The organism is Mucilaginibacter sp. P2_A5, assembly GCF_056404995.1.
This window is the reverse complement of sequence record NZ_JBFUCY010000025.1, coordinates 30,860-51,561: the sequence shown is the minus strand read 5'-3', so window position 1 is coordinate 51,561 and position 20,702 is coordinate 30,860. Positions and strand designations below refer to the sequence as shown.

Genomic DNA, 20,702 nt, shown 5'->3' with positions numbered 1-20,702 from the left:
GGTTGGGAGGGGCATTTATGAGCGCCGGTAAAAACTTTTTCATATCGCACCGTAAGCCTTTGGGGCTGGTACTATTCATATTTATTATGGGGGGCTTGTTTGCCTATTCCAGGTTGCAAACATCGCTGTTCCCGGAAATTACTTTCCCCAAAATCAAGATCATTGCCGATCAGGGTTTGCAACCGGTAAACAAAATGATGGTTACGGTTACCAAGCCGCTCGAAAATGCCATTAAACAAGTGCCCGATCTGCAATTGGTGCGCAGTACAACCAGCCGGGGTAGTTGCGAAATATCGGCCCTGTTTAACTGGAGCGCGGATATCGACCTGAGTCAGCAGCGCATCCAATCAAGTATCGATCAGATCAAGAACGATTTACCGCCTGACGTTAACATCTCGGTTGAGAAGATGAACCCTTCTATACTGCCGGTAAGCGGGTATACGCTGGAGAGCCATACCAAATCGCCCATCGAGCTCAGGCAGATAGCCACCTATACCGTAAAACCATTTTTATCGCAGGTTGATGGCGTATCCGAGATCAGGGTTATCGGCGGTAAATTAAAGGAGTACTGGCTTACCCTCGATCAGCGCAAAATGAGTTCGCTTGGCATTACGCCCGATATCATCAGCAGTACGCTGGCTACCACCAATTTTGTTAAATCGGGCGGCTACCTGTCCGATTATAAGATGCTGTACCTCACCGTTACCGATGCCACCATCAACACCAAAGATCAGCTGGAGAACCTGGTGATCAGCAATAACCGCAAAAGGGTGCTCAGGCTAAAGGATTTTGCCACCATTAATATAAACGAAGGCATTGAATATACCCGTATTAATGCCAATGGCCATGATGGGGTGTTGATAGCCGTCATTAAACAGCCCAATGCCAACCTAATATCGGTATCAAACGATATGGTCGATAAAGTACAGGCATTACAAAAAATACTACCCGGCGGCGTAACCATACAGCCCTATTATGTACAGGCCGATTTTGTAAACGATTCGGTAAAAAGCGTGAGCGACAGCCTGTGGATAGGTTTACTGCTTGCCATTATTGTGGCCGTTATTTTTCTGCGGTCGTTAAAAGCGAGCGCTACCATATTAATTACCATTCCGGTAACCTTGGGTTTAACCTTATTGGTGCTTTATGGACTGGGCTATACCTTTAATATCATGACATTGGGCGCTATTGCAGCCTCATTGGGTTTAATTATTGATGATGCTATTGTGGTGGTTGAACAAATTCACCGTACGCATGAAGAGTACCCGCACGAGTTGAGCCGACACCTGGTACAAAAGGCGATTGACTATTTATTCCCGGCCATGCTGGGGTCATCTATCAGTACCATCGTTATTTTCATCCCGTTTGTGCTGATGAGTGGTGTGGCGGGCGCCTATTTTAAAGTACTTACCGATACCATGATCATTACCCTGGTATGTTCGTTTTTTGTAACATGGATAGGCTTGCCGGTGATATACCTGTTACTTACACCCAAACCTAAATTTAAGGATATCGCGAAAGCAAAACAGGAACAGCCCCACCCGGTTAAACAACAGCGCTGGATAGCCTTCCTTATCCTTCGCCCCTATGTGGCCGTCATTATCATGATCGCTTTAATCGGCGTTATTGTATTAGTTCCGTCGCGCCTGGCAACCGGTTTTTTACCTGATATGGACGAGGGCAGTATTGTGCTTGACTATAACTCGCCGCCAGGTACCTCACTGGAAGAAACCGACAGGATGCTGCGCGAGATAGAAAAGATCATTATTAAGCAGCCCGAGGTTGCAACCTATTCGCGCAGGACGGGTACCCAGATGGGCTTCTTTATTACCGAACCAAACCGGGGCGATTACCTCATTCAGCTAAAGAAAACGCGCGATAAAACAACCGAAGAGGTGATAGGCGAATTGCGTAATAAAATTGCCCAAACGCAGCCCGCCCTGGTAGTTGAATTTGGCCAGGTGATAACCGATATGCTGGGCGACCTGACCACCAGTGCCGAGCCTATTGAAATTAAACTTTTTGGAGATGACCCTAAAAGGCTGAACATCCTCTCAAAACAAATAGCCGCCCAGGTTGAAAAAGTAAAAGGTACTGCCGATGTATTGCCGGGTATTGTTATAGCCGGCCCCTCGGTAAGTATCGACCCACACTACGGAACACTGGCGCAGTATAATATAACCGCAGCAAGTTTGCAGCTGCAAGCGCAAACAGCGTTGGAGGGCAACGTGATAGGCACCCTGCTTGAGCGGGAACAGCTATCCCCTATCCGCATGGTTTATCCCGGCAACCGGGCTTTAACCGTTACCGGGATAAATAACCTGAACATATTTTTACCAAATGGCAGGTTGGTACCCATCAGCGAACTGGCCCAGGTAAACCTAAAACCGGGCGATGCTGAAATAAACCGCGAAAACCTGCAAAATTTAAATATTGTAACCGCTCGCCTGGATAGTACCGATTTGGGTACGGCCATACCGGCCATTAAAAAAGCCATCGCGCAAAACGTGAGCCTGCCGCAAGGCTACCATGTTGAATATGGCGGCGCGTATGCCGAGCAGCAACAATCTTTTAAAGAGTTGCTTACTATATTAATAGTAGCCAGCCTATTGGTTTTCGCGGTGATCCTGTTCCTTTTTAAACAGTTCAGGATAGCATTGCTTATTTTGGTTTTGGGAGTTTTAGGTATAGGAGGCAGCTTTTTAGCTTTATTTGTAACAGGCACCCCGCTAAACGTAGGCAGCTATACAGGCTTAATCATGATAGTGGGCATCATTGGCGAAAACGCCATTTTTACTTTCCTTCAGTTTAAACAATGTGCGCTTGATAACCCAATAGATTATGCCGTAACCTATGCTATAAGTACCCGGTTACGCCCTAAACTGATGACTGCTTTAGGCGCAATTATAGCCTTAATGCCTTTAGCCCTGGGTATTGGCGCGGGGGCTCAACTGCACCAGCCTTTGGCTATAGCCGTAATAGGCGGCTTTTTAGCAGCGCTGCCGCTATTATTAATTGTGCTGCCCGCCATGCTGCGCATTTTATACCGCAATGGATTTACACCGCCGGCGGGAGAGCATGATGCAAATTCGGCTATATCTATAATCTGAAATTAAGCGATATATAAGGATACCAGCCTTCTTCGGAATGCCCTGCAAGCAGTTGCAATACCGTTAGGCTTGCCGGCGCAAAATAGATGCCGCCGCCTGTGCCTGTGTGCCACTTATCTGAATGTTCGCCGCTAACCCATACCCGGCCGGTATCGTAAAAACCGGTGATGCCCAATTGTCCCGGTAAAATGTAGCTGGCTATATCGGCAATTTTTATCCGGCCCTGCAGGTTGTTGAAAAACATATTTTGTCCGGCAAACCTGTTTTGCAGGTACCCCAAAAGGTTTCCCTGGCCACCCAGGAACATGGATTGGTAAAACGCCGGTTTGCCAAAACTGATACCTCCGCCTACACGGTCGGATAGTACGATGTTCCCTTTAGCATCCAGCGGCTGGTAATACGTAAACTCGGGTTTAATTTGAACAAAGGATTTTGAATAATCATTAAGCCCTTCGTACCCGGTTAAAGTAACTTCAAAATAGTATCCTTTAAATGGCAATACGTTGTTATTGCGTTTATTGCTCGTAAAATTCAGCATCAAACCCAAGTGGCCTTTGTTTTTATTTACACTTGCGCTGTCATAAGAGTTGATGAGTGCCGGCTGCGTAATAAACCTGCCTATATTATCATCCGGGCTGTAGTGATAAAACTGGGCGGATGGGCCGGCGCTTAAAAAGCTTCCCTTGCCGGTTTGCCAGCGTAACGCGGCGTCAAATTCAAATGTATTAAGCCTTGCACGATAATATCTGCGATATCCCGGACTTTTAACCAATACGGTTTCATTTCCCCGGCCAAAAAAATTAGTGGTGTTATCGGGCGCCAGGATATTTGCTTTTATTACAAAATCGGCTTTCCCAACAACCTGCGCCCATTCGCCGCTGTAATTAACCCTAAAGGCATCAGTGGCAAAAGCATGGCTGATCATCAATTGCTGCCGGGTAGAATAAGGTAACTTGCGGAAACCATCATACCCCGTGTACTTAAAGCCCAATCCCAACAGAAAACCATCATCGGCATTAATGGCAGCTGTTGCCAAAGGCATCCAAACATTATATAAATTAGTTGGCCTAAACCTGGTGGCATTGGTATCGGCCGACAGGCGGTTACTTAAATGCTCTGTTTTGCCGGTGAAAGTAACACTATCTTTTGAGCCATAAACAGGTATGTTGTTTACCGAGCTTTTGACATCGTATATTTTATGGCCGGTACTATCAACAAACCTTAATTTTATAGGCGATGTACTGTTATCAACCACAATATGATCATCCCCTCCCGAAACATAAATCCTGATTTCTTCAGTGATGGCCGGATCATAGGTTATATCCATAAACGATCCTTTAACATCGTCTTTTTTATCAAGTTTATCTATTTTAACCCGCAAGGTTTTATCGGGGCTGCCTGTAATGGTAAGCAGTTCGTCTTTATTGGTTGTACGGATATCAACAATCCTGTTTACAAAATAAAAGTATTGGGTCATGGCTGCCGGGATATTGTCCCTGCGTTTTTTTAATATCGCCAACAACTCGGCATGCCTTAGCCGGTAGTTTTCTTTTGGCAGGAGTTTGAGGCCGGCTTCCAGAACATCGTCTGTTTCGGCTTTAACAAAGTCATTAACAACCTTCATCCATTGCGCATAGGTAAACTGCACATCGGGCGCGGCATTCAAAAACTTTGTTTTAAATATGGAATACTTTACCCTGGGGATATCGGCGGTAAAATTTCCTAAAACAGGACTAATCCAGGGGAGCGCAGCAATGGATGGCAGCAAACCCTGGTTAACGTGAAATACCTGGTCCCTATCGCGTGGCACCGGCAAATATGCTTTTTGCTTACCATCAATATCACCGGCCCATCGCCATTGGTCCTCATGGCGGTCCCAATCGCCTACTAACAGGTCAAGCATCCGGGCACGCAAAAACATTTCGCCATCCAACCTGCTGTCATAACTCTTGACTAGCGCGCGCTCCATCTTGATCGTATTATCTGATGGCCCTGCCGGTTCGCGTTCTTCTAAAAGGCAAATTAAACCTGTAAAAATTTTGCTGTACTGGCCCAAAGCAACGTCATCGGCTACCACACCAATCACCGGGTTGGCGTGCGGCACATGAGCTGCATCGGCCAAGGGTGGTACAATCAATGCCGAATAAGGGTGCTGGCCGCTAAACTCATCTCCTATCCAATCAACCGCGAAAGTTCCCTGCAGGTTTTCGGGCAGTATTTTATCGGGGGCTTTTTCTACACTGCGAAGCACCCATTCTTTACCATCTTTATCTTCCAGCCGCAGCGATTTTGATTCCATCCCGCCGCCCTGTTTCAATGGAGAAAGCCCTCCTTTAAATTTTGATAGCCGGATGATAGGCAGCTTAACCGGCTGTGCCCAGTCTTTACGAAAATTTTCGCCAAACAGCCAGCGATGCACCCCGGTTACGTCATTATATTCGGGGTGTGCGCTTATAGTAATACTATCGCCGGTCATCTGGGCTTTATCTACACGCGCGCTACTGGTTATTTGTGCAGCGCATGCTAAAGAACCCATGGCGAACAGAAGGATCAATGGTAATTTTTTCAACATAATATTGTAAGTATTGTTGCCAATCTCCGTTCAAGTTACGAATTGAAACTCACAATCCGGAAAAAACACTTAAGGTAGTTTGACGGGCCAAAACTACAAAACCTATACCATTTGATAAGTTGATAAAAATCAACAAATTACAAAAATGACATTATGTTTATTTAGTGATATATCGTTAAATGCCTAAACTATTGTTGTTATTTCACAGCTAAAGAGGCAAATCCTGCTTAAGCGTATTTGTTAATAAAATTTCAGGAGGCGTTTTTTTCCGACGAGTCCCTGAGCTTTAGATCAGTTTTTAAGATAATTGATTGTGGTTTAGTGGATGATGCGCGGTCGTTCAACTTATCTAACAACACTGTTATCACATTATCGGCAATTTCCTCAACTGGCTGCGCTATGGCTGTTATGGGTGGCGAGTGAAGTTTAAACACATCATGATCATCAAAGGAGATGACAGCTACATCGGCAGGTGCTTTAAGGCCAAGTTCATGCATTACTTTTAGCCCACAGGTACCGATGTGGTTGGTACCAAAAAGGATGGCGTCAACATCGGGATTCGCTTTAAAAAATTCGCGAAGGGGGGCCATGATCTGCTCTTCATCCTGGTTAAAGGCAATCTCTTTTACAATGGTGGGCTTCAGTCCGTCGCTTTTTATGGCATCCTGGTAACCCCTTACCCTATCAACCATTTGGGTTTGGTGCGACACAAACGTTACGAATGCTATCCTTTTAAAGCCTTGATCCATTAAATGTTTGGTAGCATTATAGGTGCTGAAAAGATTATCAACCTCGATAACATCGGTTTTAACCCCGGGCAGGTGCCTGTCGAACAAAACAACCGGCATACCATCTTTTATCAGCGATTCAATATCTTCTTCTATGCCCTCCGGGGGAGCCATAATGTAACCGTCGACATGCCTGTCGCGAAACATGCCAATAAGGTCCCGGGTCTTGGTAGTATCGTTATCGGTACTGCAATAAATAATCTTGTAACCGTTTTTATACGCGCGGTCTTCAATTAAACGTGCGATGTTGGCGAAGAACGGGTTAGAGATATCTTCCACCATCAGCCCTATGGTATTTGACTTACCTGTGCGCAAGCTTTTGGCCAGCGAATTGGGCTTGTACCCAACTTCGGCCACGTATTTCATTACCTTTTCAACCAGGTCGGCACCGATACGCTTTTCCTGGGCGTGGCCGTTTAAAATGAATGATATCGTAGTTTTTGATACGTTTAACGCGTTCGCGATATCAACAATAGATAATTTCTTTTTCACCCGGTTATATTAGTTATCTCAAATATAGGGGAATATATCCAAATTATATCGGTAAGGTTATTAGTTAATCGATTTATTTGAGTAATAAATCGATTAACCTGGATGAATTTGATAGCATAATATAGGTTAACGCGGCAAGTTATGCCGGCCTTTTGTTTAAACGCGGATAGCTAAAACCTAATCCGAAGATAACGAAGATAACGAAGATAACAAGATAGCAAATAATAGACAAAAATAGTCGGTAGCTACCGGAAAAATCGTTTTTAAACTTTTTCAGCTACAAACGGTCAACCTTTACAAGCTAATACGGTTTGAAATATACCAAGTGGCAACGAACGTAGCACATTAAATTTTATTGTTTTTTATGTATTATTTATTTAAATAAACTACATTTGGGTAAGGCGGTCTTTCACAATCGCCTGGCCTTTCATAACCTGTTATTAATACTTAATGAGAAAATTATTACTTACCCTGGTAGGAGTATCTGCCCTTTCCCTTTGCTTTTCTCAAGGTTTATTTACCAAAAAAATAATGAAATACTCATTGAAAGATGGTCTTTCTTTTGGTATAATCAACGGCATAACCCAGGATAATAAAGGATTTATCTGGTTTGCTACCGGCGATGGTTTAAACCGGTTTGATGGCACCAATTTCAAGGTATTTAAATTGGAACCTAATAATCCGTATAGCCTGCCAAGTAATTATGTTCAATGTATATTTAAGGATACACAGGGTGATATTTGGATATCATCCAGAAGAGGGATTTACCAGTTTGATACCAACAAGGAGCGTTTTATAAAATTCAGCCCTCCGGGTGTTCCGTCAACCTATCTAAACAATGTAAACAGTATTTTTGAAAATAATAAAAAACAGCTATGGTTTTCTTGTGGCGCATCAGGATTCTCCTCTTACAATATAAAAAACCATCAGTTTAAAAATTATACTAAAAAAGAGCAGCCTGGTTTATTAGGCGATTTATCAGTTACTAATGTTGTTGAAGATACTTATGGGTTATTATGGGTAGGGACAAGAGATGGCGGACTCAATATTTTCAGCACACAGAATGGCGCCGTTTTAAAAAATCTGAACAGCCAGTTCCCGCTTAAACTGATTCCACAGGGCCTTATTACCTGTATTTATGAAGATCATAATCATAACATATGGATAGCAACCAGTAAAGGCCTGGTACTTTATAATAGAAAAGAAAACAGCTTCCACCTTTTTTTAGGGTCAACCTATAAATTACGAAGCAACTATTTTTTTTCGCTTTTAGAGGATGAACATAAAAATTTACTTGTTGGGCTGCTGGATGGAGGCTTGTATACTATAAACCTCGACAAAGCGGAAAAGTCAACTTATAAAGATATCACCATTGATCCGGTGCGGTCGGAAGATAATTATAGCATTACCGCCCGCACCATCGAAACTTTATTCCAGGACCGGGATAAAAACATCTGGGTTGGTACCTATGGCGATGGAATTTATTTATTGAGCAACGTTCCGGAAAAATTTCAAAAATTCCAAAGTAAGCTGAAAGACAATTATGGCAGTAGCTTTTTAAGATATTATGGCATGTGTATGGATGATGAGGGATACCTGTGGATGGGTACCGACGGCGATGGGATATATAAGAAAAAACTGAGTGGCGAGGTTGTAAAATATTACAGGGCCGACGGACGAAAAGGCTCCTTAACCAGTAACAATATCCTTTGTGCTTATAAAGACCATTCCAACACATTATGGTTTGGGTCTTATTCGCATGGATTATTCAGGTATAATAAAAAAACTGATTCCTTTACTAATTTTGTTCATAAAACAAATGACCCTACAAGTATCTGTTTAAACGATATAAGGTCTATTATTGAAGATTCAAAAAATAATTTATGGGTTGGCACCAATGGAGGAGGCTTAAGCTTATTGCCGGCAGGCAGCAATAAGTTTGTTAACTACAACCCACAAAATAGCGACATTGGTTCAGATTATATCCGGGCACTTGCTGCAGATAGCAATGGCAACCTTTTTATAGGCACATCGGCATCCAGCCTTAAATACTATATAAAAAAACAAAATAAGTTTGTTAATTATTTTAGTGAGGAAGAAGCAGAAAAGTTTTTGCCCAGCCACTTTATATATGCTTTGTATTTAGACGAACACCAAAACCTTTATATAGGTACCGAAGGAGATGGGCTTGTTGTGTATGATATAAAAAACAAAAAATTTAAAAGGTATACCGAAAAAGATGGATTAGCTGATAATACTGTAAATGCGATTCAAAAAGATGAAACCGGCGATATTTGGATAAGTACCAATAGAGGATTATCGAGGATTACCTCGAAAACAGACAAGATTATTAATTATGATAGCTCGGAAGGATTACAGGCCGGACAGTTTAACCCGGGATCATCCATGTACTACAATGTTAAAAAGTTCATGGTTTTTGGTGGGACTGAGGGTTATAATGTTTTTTATCCCGCAGAAGTTAAACAAAACTTATTTAAGCCTAAAGTTTTAATAACAGGGCTACAGCTATTTGGCAAGGAGGTTGAGGTTGGCCAGAAGGACAATATATTAAGCGCCGTTATCAATGAATCAACCCAAATTACTTTAAACCCCAATCAGCCGGTATTTTCGATACAATACGTAGCTTTAAATTATGCTTATGCCGAAAAAAGCGAATTTGCCTATAAACTGGTAGGATTAGAAAAAAACTGGAACTATGTAAAAAATCAAAGGTCGGTTACATACCGGTACCTGCCGCCCGGCGATTATGTATTTCAGGTTAAAGCGGCAAACCAGGATGGTATCTGGTTTGCAAATTATGCTACATTTAAAATAAAAATCCTGCCTCCCTGGTATCAAACATGGTGGGCCTATTTAAGCTGCCTGTTAGTAATAGCGACGCTTATTTACTACTATCTGAGCTATCGCAGTAAGGAGGCCAGGTTAATGTACGAAGTAAAAATAGCCCAGATATCTGCCGAAAAAGAAAAAGAGCTTAATGAGCGAAAATTGTCATTCTTCACTAATATCTCTCATGAGTTTCGTACACCGCTTACTTTGATTATCAACCCGGTTAAAGAATTATTATTTAATCCGGGAGCAAAAGAGAATGAAACAAACAACTTGAGTATCGTTTTTCGTAACGCGCGCAGGCTTTTAAGTTTGGTTGATCAGCTATTGTTATTCAGAAAGGCCGAGAGTGAATCTGACAGCCTTAAAATTGTAAGGCTAAATATTGTAAACTTATGTAAAGAGGTTTTTTTATGCTTTAGCCACCAGGCCAAAAGTAAAAACATATTGTTTGACTTTGTTTCTGAAACCGATACCATAGAGGTATTTGCCGACAGGGAAAAAATTGAGATCGTATTATTCAATTTAATATCAAACGCATTAAAATTTACGCCGGATTATGGGATGGTAAATTGCTATATATCCCAAACGGCAACATTGGTGAACATTGAAATTAAAGATACAGGACGCGGGATTGCCGAGAATATAGGTGAAAAATTATTTGACAAATTTTACCAGGTACAGGATGAGTCGCCACTTAATGGTGGATTTGGCATTGGCCTTTACCTTGTAAAAAAGTTTATCGAAAGTCACAAAGGGAACATCAGCTATATTAGTTTAAACGGAGCAGGCACCATGTTTAAGGTTTGTTTGTTAAAAGGAAAAGAGCATTTAAGCCCGAATTTAATTTTTGAAGATGTTATTGAAACCTCCGTTTTTTTAGACGAGCTTATTGAAAGCTACGAAGAGGTTCCGGGGCTGAATAACGATACAGGCGCTGCCAAAAGTAAAAAAAGCGATCCTTTTGATTTTGAATCAAAATCTATGCTCATTGTAGATGATAACGCGCAGATGAGACAATACCTGAAACAAATTTTCTCGGCAAAGTTCGAAATTTTTGAAGCCGCGGATGGTGCCGAAGGTTTGGATAAGGTATACCAGTTTTTGCCGGATATAGTTATCAGTGATGTAATGATGCAAGGGATAAGCGGTATAGAGTTATGCAGCAGGGTTAAGGAGGACCCTACACTAAGCCATATCCCGGTTTTGTTATTAACCGCAAGTTCATCTCCCGAAATAAAACTTAAAGGCATAGAAGGCGGTGCCGACGATTATATAAGCAAACCATTTGAGCGGGAATTACTTTTAGCCCGCGTTGCAGGCATCCTTAAAAGTAAAAACAACCTGCAAAAATATTTCTTCAATGAAATTACTTTAAAATCAAATGATCTTAAAGTTCCGCCAGATTATAAAGAGTTTTTAGCAGCCTGCATCAAAGTTGTAGAAGATAACCTAAGCGATAGTGACTTTTGCATTAAAACCCTGGCCGATGAGGTAGGCATGAGCCACTCAAACCTTTATAAAAGGATCAGGGCTATTTCCGGGCAATCTGCCAATGGGTTTATACGGTTTATCCGTTTAAGAAAAGCTGCCGAAATGTTTCTTAAAACGGATTGTACTGTTTCTGAGGCTGCCTATAAGGTGGGCATAAATGACCCTAAATATTTCAGGGAACAGTTTAGCAAGCTATTCGGACTTAACCCTTCTGAATACATCAAAAAATTCCGCGTACCCTTTCATGCCAATATTACCAGGAATGTTGTGAAGGTTAAAATCAGCAAAAGTTAATTTCTTAAAAAGCAGCAAAAATTTAAATATTAAGCATCTTTTTACCAATTACCCCCGCAAGTTGAATGAATTTACCTCTCGTCGGCGGCATTTTTTATACCCATCTTAGTACTGCCAACTATAAATGTATTAACCACATTTAATTTTATTGAAATAACTATCTACAAGTAGTATCAGTTTGAAAAACGCAGGTTTAACAGCTATATTATTTTAGACATAAAAAAGTTACAAAGGCTTATCCAATTAATAGCTTAATAAGGATAAGCGGTCTGATAGTATCACTTATTACGCTGATAAGGGTACCAATCCGGCTTTGCTTTTTGTAATCCATTGCCGAATACAACCAATTAATTTATATAAAACCTAAATAAGCAATATGGAAGAAAAATAAGCACAGCCACCCACAACCCGGGAGAAAATTATCAGATTAATTTACCCCCTCCAATTATCCCGCTTTTATAGCGTGCATTAAATATTAATTAACTTAAATAAGCTAATATGGAATACAATTTACATAAGACTGTAAACTTGTTAAGGGTCTTTAAAATTGCGCTGAGTCAAATATTAATAGCATTGATATTTGTTGGTTTGTCATACGCCAGCGCAGCAAAAATCGAGAAAGCAAATTTTACAAAAACAAACGAGGGGAATATCAACGAAAACGCCCCGATAAAAATTTCAGGAACAGTAACTGATCAAACTACCGGTGAAACACTGGTTGGCGTATCAATATTGATTAAAGGTACAAACGTAGGGGCTGTAACCGATGTAAAAGGAAAGTTTACAATTACAGCTGCCGAGAATGCAGTATTAGTTGTATCGTATATTGGCTATACCACGCAGGAAGTCCCTGTGGGTGGTAAAGCTGTGCTTAGTATAAAACTACAATCATCATCAAAAGGATTAAACGAGGTTGTTGTGGTTGGTTACGGTGTACAAAAAAGGGTAACCGTTACCGGATCAGTTACAACTGTTAAGGGGGAGGATTTGGTAAAATCGCCCGCTGTTAACCTTTCTAACTCCATTGCCGGACGCATGCCGGGTGTTGTTGCCACGAACGCAAGCGGCGAACCTGGTTATGATGGTTCAACCATCCTTATCCGTGGTAGAAACTCCCTGGGCAATAACGCTCCGTTGGTTGTTATAGATGGGGTTCCATCACCTGCCGGGCAAAACAATATCGACCGCATAAACCCTGCCGATGTTGAAAGTATCTCAGTACTGAAGGATGCTTCTGCAGCTATTTATGGCGCCAGGGCGGCCAATGGCGTTATTTTGATTACTACCAAGCATGGCAAACTGGGCAAACCCGATCTTTCTTATACCTATAATAAGGGATGGTCACGGCCTACAACGGTTCCTAAAATGGCCAATTCAACCGAATATGCCACCCTGGTAAACGAAATTGACCTGTATAATTTGCCTGCGAACTATTGGAGCCAGGCTGCTGCCGCATTTAAAACAACCGGAAAATTTACCCGGCCGGATAACAATGCTACAACGACAGCTACCTTTCAACCATCCGATTTCCAAAAATTTGCTGATGGCTCTGATCCCTGGGGACACCCTAATACCGACTGGTTTAAAGCAACGTTAAAGGACTGGTCACCGCTTTCACGTCAAAATATCCAGTTGTCAGGCGGTTCCGAAAACATTAAGTACCTTACCTCAATAGGATACCAAAACCAGGATGGATACTACAAAAACTCGGCTACGGGCTATAAGCAATATGATTTCCGCTTAAATGTTGATGCCAAGGTTAATAAGTATATCAATACCTGGGTATCGGTATCAGGCCGCCAGGAAAACCGTTTCTTCCCGGACGGTGGAGGTGCAGGTGATATATTCAGGATGCTGATGCGTGGCTACCCCTACAGGCCGGCTTACTGGCCAAATGGCTTACCAGGCCCCGATATTGAAAACGGACAACAACCGGTATTAATCACCACCAATAAAACAGGTTATGCCAAGGACACCAGGTATTATGTGCAAACTAACGGTAAACTGGAGATATCAATCCCTGGCGTAGAAGGTTTAAAAATTACCGGCAACGTTGCTTTAGATAAATACATGCAACAAACCAAAAACTGGCAAACACCATGGTATATATACAGTTGGGATAATGTTACCAAAGATGCAAGCGGCACCCCCGTACTTACTAAAGTAGCCCGCGGGCCGGCCCAGGCAAATCTTAACCAGGGATCTGATGATCAGTTGAGCAGCATGCTTGAAGCCATCGTAAGCTATAACCACAGCTTTGGTAGCCATAATATTTCATTACTTGCCGGTGTAACCAAAGAAAAATCAAACGATAGCCAATTTGGCGCCAACCGTAAATATTACAACTCTATTGCTATCGATCAGTTAAATTGGGGTGGCAACTCAGAAATAGGGAATTACGGTAGCGGCTGGCAAAAGGCGCGTTTAAATTACTCTGGCCGTGTTAATTACAACTATAAAGAAAAATACCTGGTCGAATTTTTATGGCGGATAGATGGTTCTTATATGTTCCCCGAGAATCACCGTTTTGGCTTTTTCCCTGGTATATCTGCCGGCTGGAGAATTTCCGAAGAGGGTTTCTTTAAAAATAACATAACATTCTTTCAGAATTTGAAACTGCGCGGGTCGTGGGGACAAATGGGTAGCGATTATGTTGTTAGGCCTTTCACCAATACATTAGCAGAATATTCCTATCTCCCATTATATAATGTTGGTTCATATATAATTAATGGCTCGCCCGCACAAACGTTGTCAGAAAACGTTGCACCAAACCCGGATTTTACCTGGGAAGTTGCCAACAATACCAACGTGGCATTGGATGGTACAACCTTAAACGGAAAATTAGATTTTACATTTGAGGCATTTTTAAACAAACGCACCCAGATATTGTTGAATGCACTTGGGTCAACACCCGCGACAGGAATACCGGGCCCACTATTACCCCCTATAAATTATGGAAAGGTAACCAATAAGGGATGGGAGTTTCAATTGAATTACCATGACAGGATTGGTGACGTAAATTATAATGTAGGAGTTAACGGTGGATACAACAAAAACCGGATCGATTTATGGAACGAAATTCCTGGAGCACCGGCCTGGCAAAAATCTACCGGGCAGCCTATCGGCTCTCAGCTTTATTATGTGTATGACGGCATATTTTCTACCCAGGCGCAAGTTGATGCCAATACCGTTGATTATAGCGCTGTGGGCGCAAGTACGATTCGCCCTGGCGACATGAAGTATAAAGATTTGCATGGTAAAAAGGATGCCAATGGTAATGACATTGGGCCGGATGGCAAAATTAACGGAGATGACCGTGTGTGGAGCAATAAAACCACCACGCCTACTTTCCAGGGCGGTTTTAATTTTGGAGTACAATATAAAAACTTCGACCTGACTGTTTTATTCCAGGGTGCGGCAGGCGCACAGCTCTTCCTGCAAACAGAGTCGGGAACTATTGGTAACTTCTTGCAATATAGCTATGATCATCGTTGGACAGTTGACAACCCAAGTACAAAAGATCCGCGTACAGTTGACAGAAATAACCAGTATTTTTCAAGCGGAAATACTTATTGGTTGCTTAATACCAATTATATCAGGCTAAAAAATGCCGAATTGGGTTACACCCTTCCGGTAGCGCTAACTTCAAAAGTTGGTATAAGCAATTTGCGCATATATGTAAATGGTCTTAACCTGCTTACATTCTCTAACCAGAAGATATTTGATCCTGAAGCAACCAGTTCATCAGGTCAGTATTATATACAGGGAAAAATCATGAATATGGGCGTAAGTGTAAAATTTTAATTTGAACGATATGAAAACATTTATAAGAAATATTTCAACAATCGCGATACTGTCGGGAGTACTGCTTGCGTCATGTAAGAAGGAATTCTTGAGTACAAAACCGATGAACCAGGCATCGGCAGAACTCACCTGGGCAGATCCAAATCTTTCTGAAGCCTTCGTAACAGAGTTGTACAACGGCCTGCATGATGCCGGGCTGAATCAGGAAAATATGGATTGTATCACCGATAATGCGCTCTATAATTTTGGAAAGCAGAATATAATGGAAGGGAATATAAGCCCGGACAATTTAGGCTGGGTGAACAATACCTATGAATGGAACGAGATGTACGCCAGGATAAGGTCGGCTAACCTTGCTTTAGAGCAACTTGCCAAATCTAAGCTTGACAAAACGCTTGTAGACAGGCTTACGGGCGAGGCGCATTTTATGCGCGCGTATTTTTATAATCAGTTGCTGCGCTATTACGGCGGCGTTCCACTTGTAAAAGCTACTTATGCGCTTAACACTCCTGACTTTACCATTGCCAGGAATACTTACGCAGAATGTGTTGATTTTATAGTGAGCGAGCTGGATGCTGCAAGCCCGTTACTGCAAGGCAAAGATCTGGGAAAAGGCCGTGCCACAAGTGATGCTGCTTTGGCCCTAAAGGCGCGGGTGTTAATGTATGCAGCCAGTGATTTGCATGACCCCGTAAAATTAAAAACCATAAGTACCCTAACCGGTTATGCACATCCCGAATATTTGGGCTATACAACCAGCGATCATGATGCCCGCTGGAAAAAAGCTCAGGATGCCGCATTGGTTATATTGGCAAAATCCGGCACTTATGGTTATGCGCTTAATTTAAGTGCCCCTGCTACTGCTGCCGATGGATTTACAAATTATCAAAATTCATATTTATCAAGAAATGGCGGCGAAAAAGAGATCTTGTTTGCCCGTTATTTCAGCAATAGCAAGGATGAATGGGGTGCATGGTATGGCAGGAACAATTGTACCAACGGATACCACGGCTGGACATCGAGCGAGCCTACTCAAAACATGGTAGATGATTATGAAATGATGGATGGCTCAAAATTCGATTGGAACAACGCTGCTGAAAAGGCTGCCCCTTATACAGACAGGGACCCACGTTTTTATGCATCTGTTTTATATGATGGCGCACCTTGGAAACCACGTACATCTGATGGTGCAGGGATAGACCCTTATAATGAAATACAAATGGGTACCTATCAAACCGGCAGTTCGGGCAGCCCTGTAACTTATTTTGGTTTGGATACCAGGAATGGCCCTATCGAAAACTGGAACGGTACCCGTACAGGTTATGCTATCAGGAAGTTTATGGACCCTAACCCGGCTATTGTAGATCAGAACACCCGGTCGGAAGTACCATCGCCTTTAATCAGGTACACCGAAATTGTGTTCAATTATGTGGAAGCATGTATTGAGTTAGGACAGGAAGACCTTGCCCGCACCTGGCTTAATAAAATCCGTTTCCGCTCGGGCATGCCGGCAATTGCCGATGCAGGCGCTGCGCTTAAAGAGCGGTACCGCAACGAACGCAATGTGGAAATGATGTTTGAAGAACAACGTTTTTATGACGCGCGCCGTTGGATGATTGCGCCAACAACGCTGGGCAACAAAGTAAGGATCATGAAAATTACGGCGACTTTAAAGCCTGGTAAATCGGTAAGTGTTTACAGGCATAACACCGATAATTACGCTTACACCTACACGGTACAGGAACTTGACCCGGGAGTTGAAAACCGTACATGGAAGGATAGGGTTTATTTTATGCCTATTAGCCGCGACGAGATCAATAAGAACAAGAAGTTAGTTCAAAACCCCGGATATTAATTAAAGGGATGTAAAATTTCTTATATATTTATGCTAAAGAATGCCGGTGGTAAAATGCCGGCATTCTTTTAAAGTTTTAACCTATAAATTTAAACGGCCCTTGGTGAACAATTACATAAAATTATTTCCACAATTTCTTTTAACCGGAATTATTGCATTAACAAGTTGCGGGCATCCAACCGAGAATAAGGGCACCGATGGAAACAACGGCACTCCCCTATTTACTTTACTTGCCCAGGAACAAACCCATGTTGATTTCAGCAACACTTTAACCGAAGGCCTGAATACCAACGTGCTGATGTATGAATACTTTTACAATGGCGGTGGGGTAGCAACAGGCGATTTGAACGGCGATGGCTTACTGGATATGTATTTTACCGGTAACATGACCGACAATAAATTGTACCTGAACAAAGGACACATGCAGTTTACGGATATTACTACCGTTGCAGATGTAGCCGGCCGGCCCGGCCCCTGGAAAACCGGGGTAACAATGGCCGATGTAAACGGCGATGGCAAACTGGATATTTACGTGTGCTATTCGGGAAATGTAAGGCCCGAAAAACGCCAGAACCAACTGTTTATTAATGGAGGGAACGACAAAGATGGCGTTCCGCATTTTACAGAGCAGGCACAACAATATGGATTGGCAGACGCCGGGTACAGCACACAAGCTGTATTTTTTGACTACGACAGGGATGGCGACCTGGATATGTTTTTATTAAACCATAGCCCCATCCAACTGCCCGTTTTAGACGAGGTGAATACGGCGGCTATCTTAAAAAAATCAAATTCGCCCAACGGCGTGCGGTTATATAAAAACGACAATAACGTTTTTAAAAATGTAACAGAACAAGTCGGAATAAGTAGTTCTGATTTAACCTACGGCCTTGGAGCGGCCATAGCCGATATTAACGGTGATGGATTGCCGGATATTTATATATCCAACGACTATACCATACCCGATTTTATGTACATCAACAATGGCGATGGTACCTTCACCAATAAATTGCAATCTTCAATCGGGCATACCTCACAGTTTTCTATGGGGAACAATGTTTCCGACATAAATAACGATGCCTTACCGGACATTTTTACACTTGATATGCTCCCGGAAGATAATCACCGGCAAAAATTACTGTTTGCGCCGGATAACTATGAAAAATTCGATTTAAGCCTTCGTACAGGCTTTTATTACCAATATATGCGCAACATGTTGCAAATAAACAATGGGAACGGCACTTTCAGCGAAATAGGGCAACTATCAGGGATCTCAAACACCGATTGGAGCTGGGCCCCTTTATTTGCCGATTATGATAATGATGGCTGGAAAGATCTGTTTGTAACCAACGGCTACACCCGCGATTTTACCAACATGGATTTTGTAAAATACATGGGCGATTTTTTGAAAGATAAAAGATTGATGCGTAAGGATATCTATAACCTGGTACAACAAATGCCATCTTCGCAGGTAAAAAGTTATCTTTTTAAAAACAATGGCAATTTAACATTTACCAATACCAGCGCCTCATGGGGCATTACACAATCATCAAACAGTAACGGCGCAGCCTATGCCGACCTGGATAATGACGGTGACCTGGACCTGGTGACTAATAATATAAACCAGCCTGCATTCATCTACCAAAACGAATCAGACAAACAAGCAGATAACCACTACCTGCAACTCAAACTAAATGGTGCGGGCAAAAACACCGAGGGTATAGGGGCAAAAGTTACCATTTATACCAAAAACAAAAAACAATACCTGGAACAAATGCCAAGCCGCGGCTTTCAATCAAGCGTATCGCCCATATTACATTTCGGACTAGGTAAGGATAATGAAGTTGATTCATTGCGTATAGTATGGCAGCAGGGCAAGCAGCAGGTTGTAAAAAAAATCAAAGCCAATCAGCAGCTAACGCTGGATGAAAAAAGTGCACTTAACGGTTCTGAAGCACTAAAAAACCTGAAGCCTATATTTGCAGAGGTTCCATCGCCGGTAGCTAACCTACAGGAAAAAAACAAGCTTAACGATTTTAAACGGCAGCCACTTATGGTAAACCCGTTGTCGTTCTCGGGCCCCTGCATAATAAAGGGAGATATAAATGCCGATGGCCTGGAAGATGTTTACATAGGCGGAGGCGCCGGGAAACCGGGCACTATATATATTCAACAGGCAGGGGGTAAATTCGATATAAAACCAGAACCTGCTCTTGAAGCCGATAAAAAAAGCACCGATGCCGATGCGGCATTTTTTGACGCCAATGGCGATGGCAAACCGGATTTATATGTGAGTTCGGGCGGGTATGATAATTATACACCTGATGATCCCTTATTGCAGGACAGGTTATATTTAAACGATGGAAAAGGCAATTTTGCCAAAGCAAAAGAAGCATTACCCACAATGCGCAGTAGTAAAAGCTGCATAAGAGTAGCAGATATTAACGGCGACGGTCACCCCGATCTATTTGTAGGCGGAAAGGTAATACCCGGCAGGTATCCCGAAACACCCCAAAGCTACATCCTGATAAATGATGGCAAAGGACATTTTACCGACGAAACCGTAAAATACAACTCAGGCCTGCAGCATATCGGTATGGTAACCGATGCCGCATGGGTAGATATGAACGGAGACAAAAAGCCGGATTTGGTTTTAGTGGGCGAGTGGATGCCGGTAACCGTATTAATTAACGAAAACGGGAAACTGGTAAATAATACCAGGGCTTATTTTGATAAGCCTAGTAGTGGCTGGTGGAATAAAATACTGGTATCAGATTTTAATCACGACGGACATCCCGACCTGATTGTTGGCAACCAGGGGTTAAATACCCAATGCAAAGCCAGCGATAATGAGCCGGCAGAAATGTATTACAAAGATTTTGATGACAACGGAGCAGTTGACCCTATCTTTTGCTTTTACATTCAGCATAACAGCTATCCGTACGTTTCAAGGGACGAGCTTTTAGAACAGATTAGTATGATGCGCCCGCGCTTTCCTGATTATAAAAGCTATGCCGATGCCACGCTTACAGATATATTTACCCCTGTAGAATTAAAAGATGCCGGCCATTTACAAGCCAATAACCTGGCCACTACTTATTTTTTAAGTGATGGCAAAGGTAAATTACATTCATCCCCCCTACCCTTACAGGTTCAGTCTTCACCCGTTTTCACCATAACCGGTCTTGATTATGATCATGATGGTAACCAGGACTTGCTTTTATGTGGTAACATTAACAGGGCCAGGCTGCGTTTAGGCAAGTACGATGCGAATTATGGCATACTGTTAAAGGGCGATGGTAAGGGACATTTTGAATATATCCCCCAACTTCAATCTGGGTTTAAATTATGGGGCGACGTAAGAAGCGTTATAGAAATTAATCAAACATTATTATTCGGGATCAATCAACAGGGAGTAAAAGCCTATAAAGGATTTTAATTTT

At 42.3% G+C, this 20,702-nt stretch carries 7 protein-coding genes; 5 read left to right on the top strand and 2 right to left on the bottom strand.

The window, feature by feature from the left end; genetic code table 11:
- The first annotated feature begins 17 nt into the window (after positions 1 to 17).
- Entirely contained in the window at positions 18 to 3,110 is a 3,093-nt protein-coding gene (locus AC1DXF_RS20860; RefSeq protein WP_477450635.1) for an efflux RND transporter permease subunit, read from the top strand.
- Here AC1DXF_RS20860 and AC1DXF_RS20855 read toward each other — a convergent pair.
- Entirely contained in the window at positions 3,100 to 5,682 is a 2,583-nt protein-coding gene (locus tag AC1DXF_RS20855) for a BamA/TamA family outer membrane protein (RefSeq protein ID WP_477450634.1), read from the bottom strand. The two genes, AC1DXF_RS20860 and AC1DXF_RS20855, sit on opposite strands and share 11 nt — an antisense overlap.
- A 251-nt stretch (positions 5,683 to 5,933) precedes the next feature.
- The gene (locus AC1DXF_RS20850) at positions 5,934 to 6,962 is read right to left on the bottom strand and encodes a LacI family DNA-binding transcriptional regulator (RefSeq protein ID WP_477450633.1); all 1,029 of its coding nucleotides are present in this window, start codon (positions 6,960 to 6,962) and stop codon (positions 5,934 to 5,936) included.
- A 531-nt stretch (positions 6,963 to 7,493) separates the two neighbouring features.
- On the opposite strand from AC1DXF_RS20850, the gene AC1DXF_RS20845 reads away from it, so the two are divergent.
- The 4 genes from AC1DXF_RS20845 to AC1DXF_RS20830 all read left to right on the top strand — a co-directional run bounded on the left by AC1DXF_RS20845 (position 7,494) and on the right by AC1DXF_RS20830 (position 20,698).
- Entirely contained in the window at positions 7,494 to 11,600 is a 4,107-nt protein-coding gene (locus AC1DXF_RS20845) for a hybrid sensor histidine kinase/response regulator transcription factor (RefSeq protein ID WP_477450632.1), read from the top strand.
- 498 nt (positions 11,601 to 12,098) lie between these two features.
- Positions 12,099 to 15,404, top strand: coding sequence for a SusC/RagA family TonB-linked outer membrane protein (locus AC1DXF_RS20840; protein ID WP_477450631.1), 3,306 nt, complete (start codon positions 12,099 to 12,101; stop codon positions 15,402 to 15,404).
- Between the two features lie 10 nt (positions 15,405 to 15,414).
- Complete coding sequence (locus AC1DXF_RS20835) at positions 15,415 to 17,259, top strand: RagB/SusD family nutrient uptake outer membrane protein (RefSeq protein WP_477450630.1); 1,845 nt, start codon at positions 15,415 to 15,417, stop codon at positions 17,257 to 17,259.
- Positions 17,260 to 17,362: 103 nt separating this feature from the next.
- Positions 17,363 to 20,698: a VCBS repeat-containing protein gene (locus tag AC1DXF_RS20830; protein WP_477450629.1), complete on the top strand. Its 3,336-nt coding sequence runs from the start codon at positions 17,363 to 17,365 to the stop codon at positions 20,696 to 20,698.
- Positions 20,699 to 20,702 lie beyond the last annotated feature (4 nt).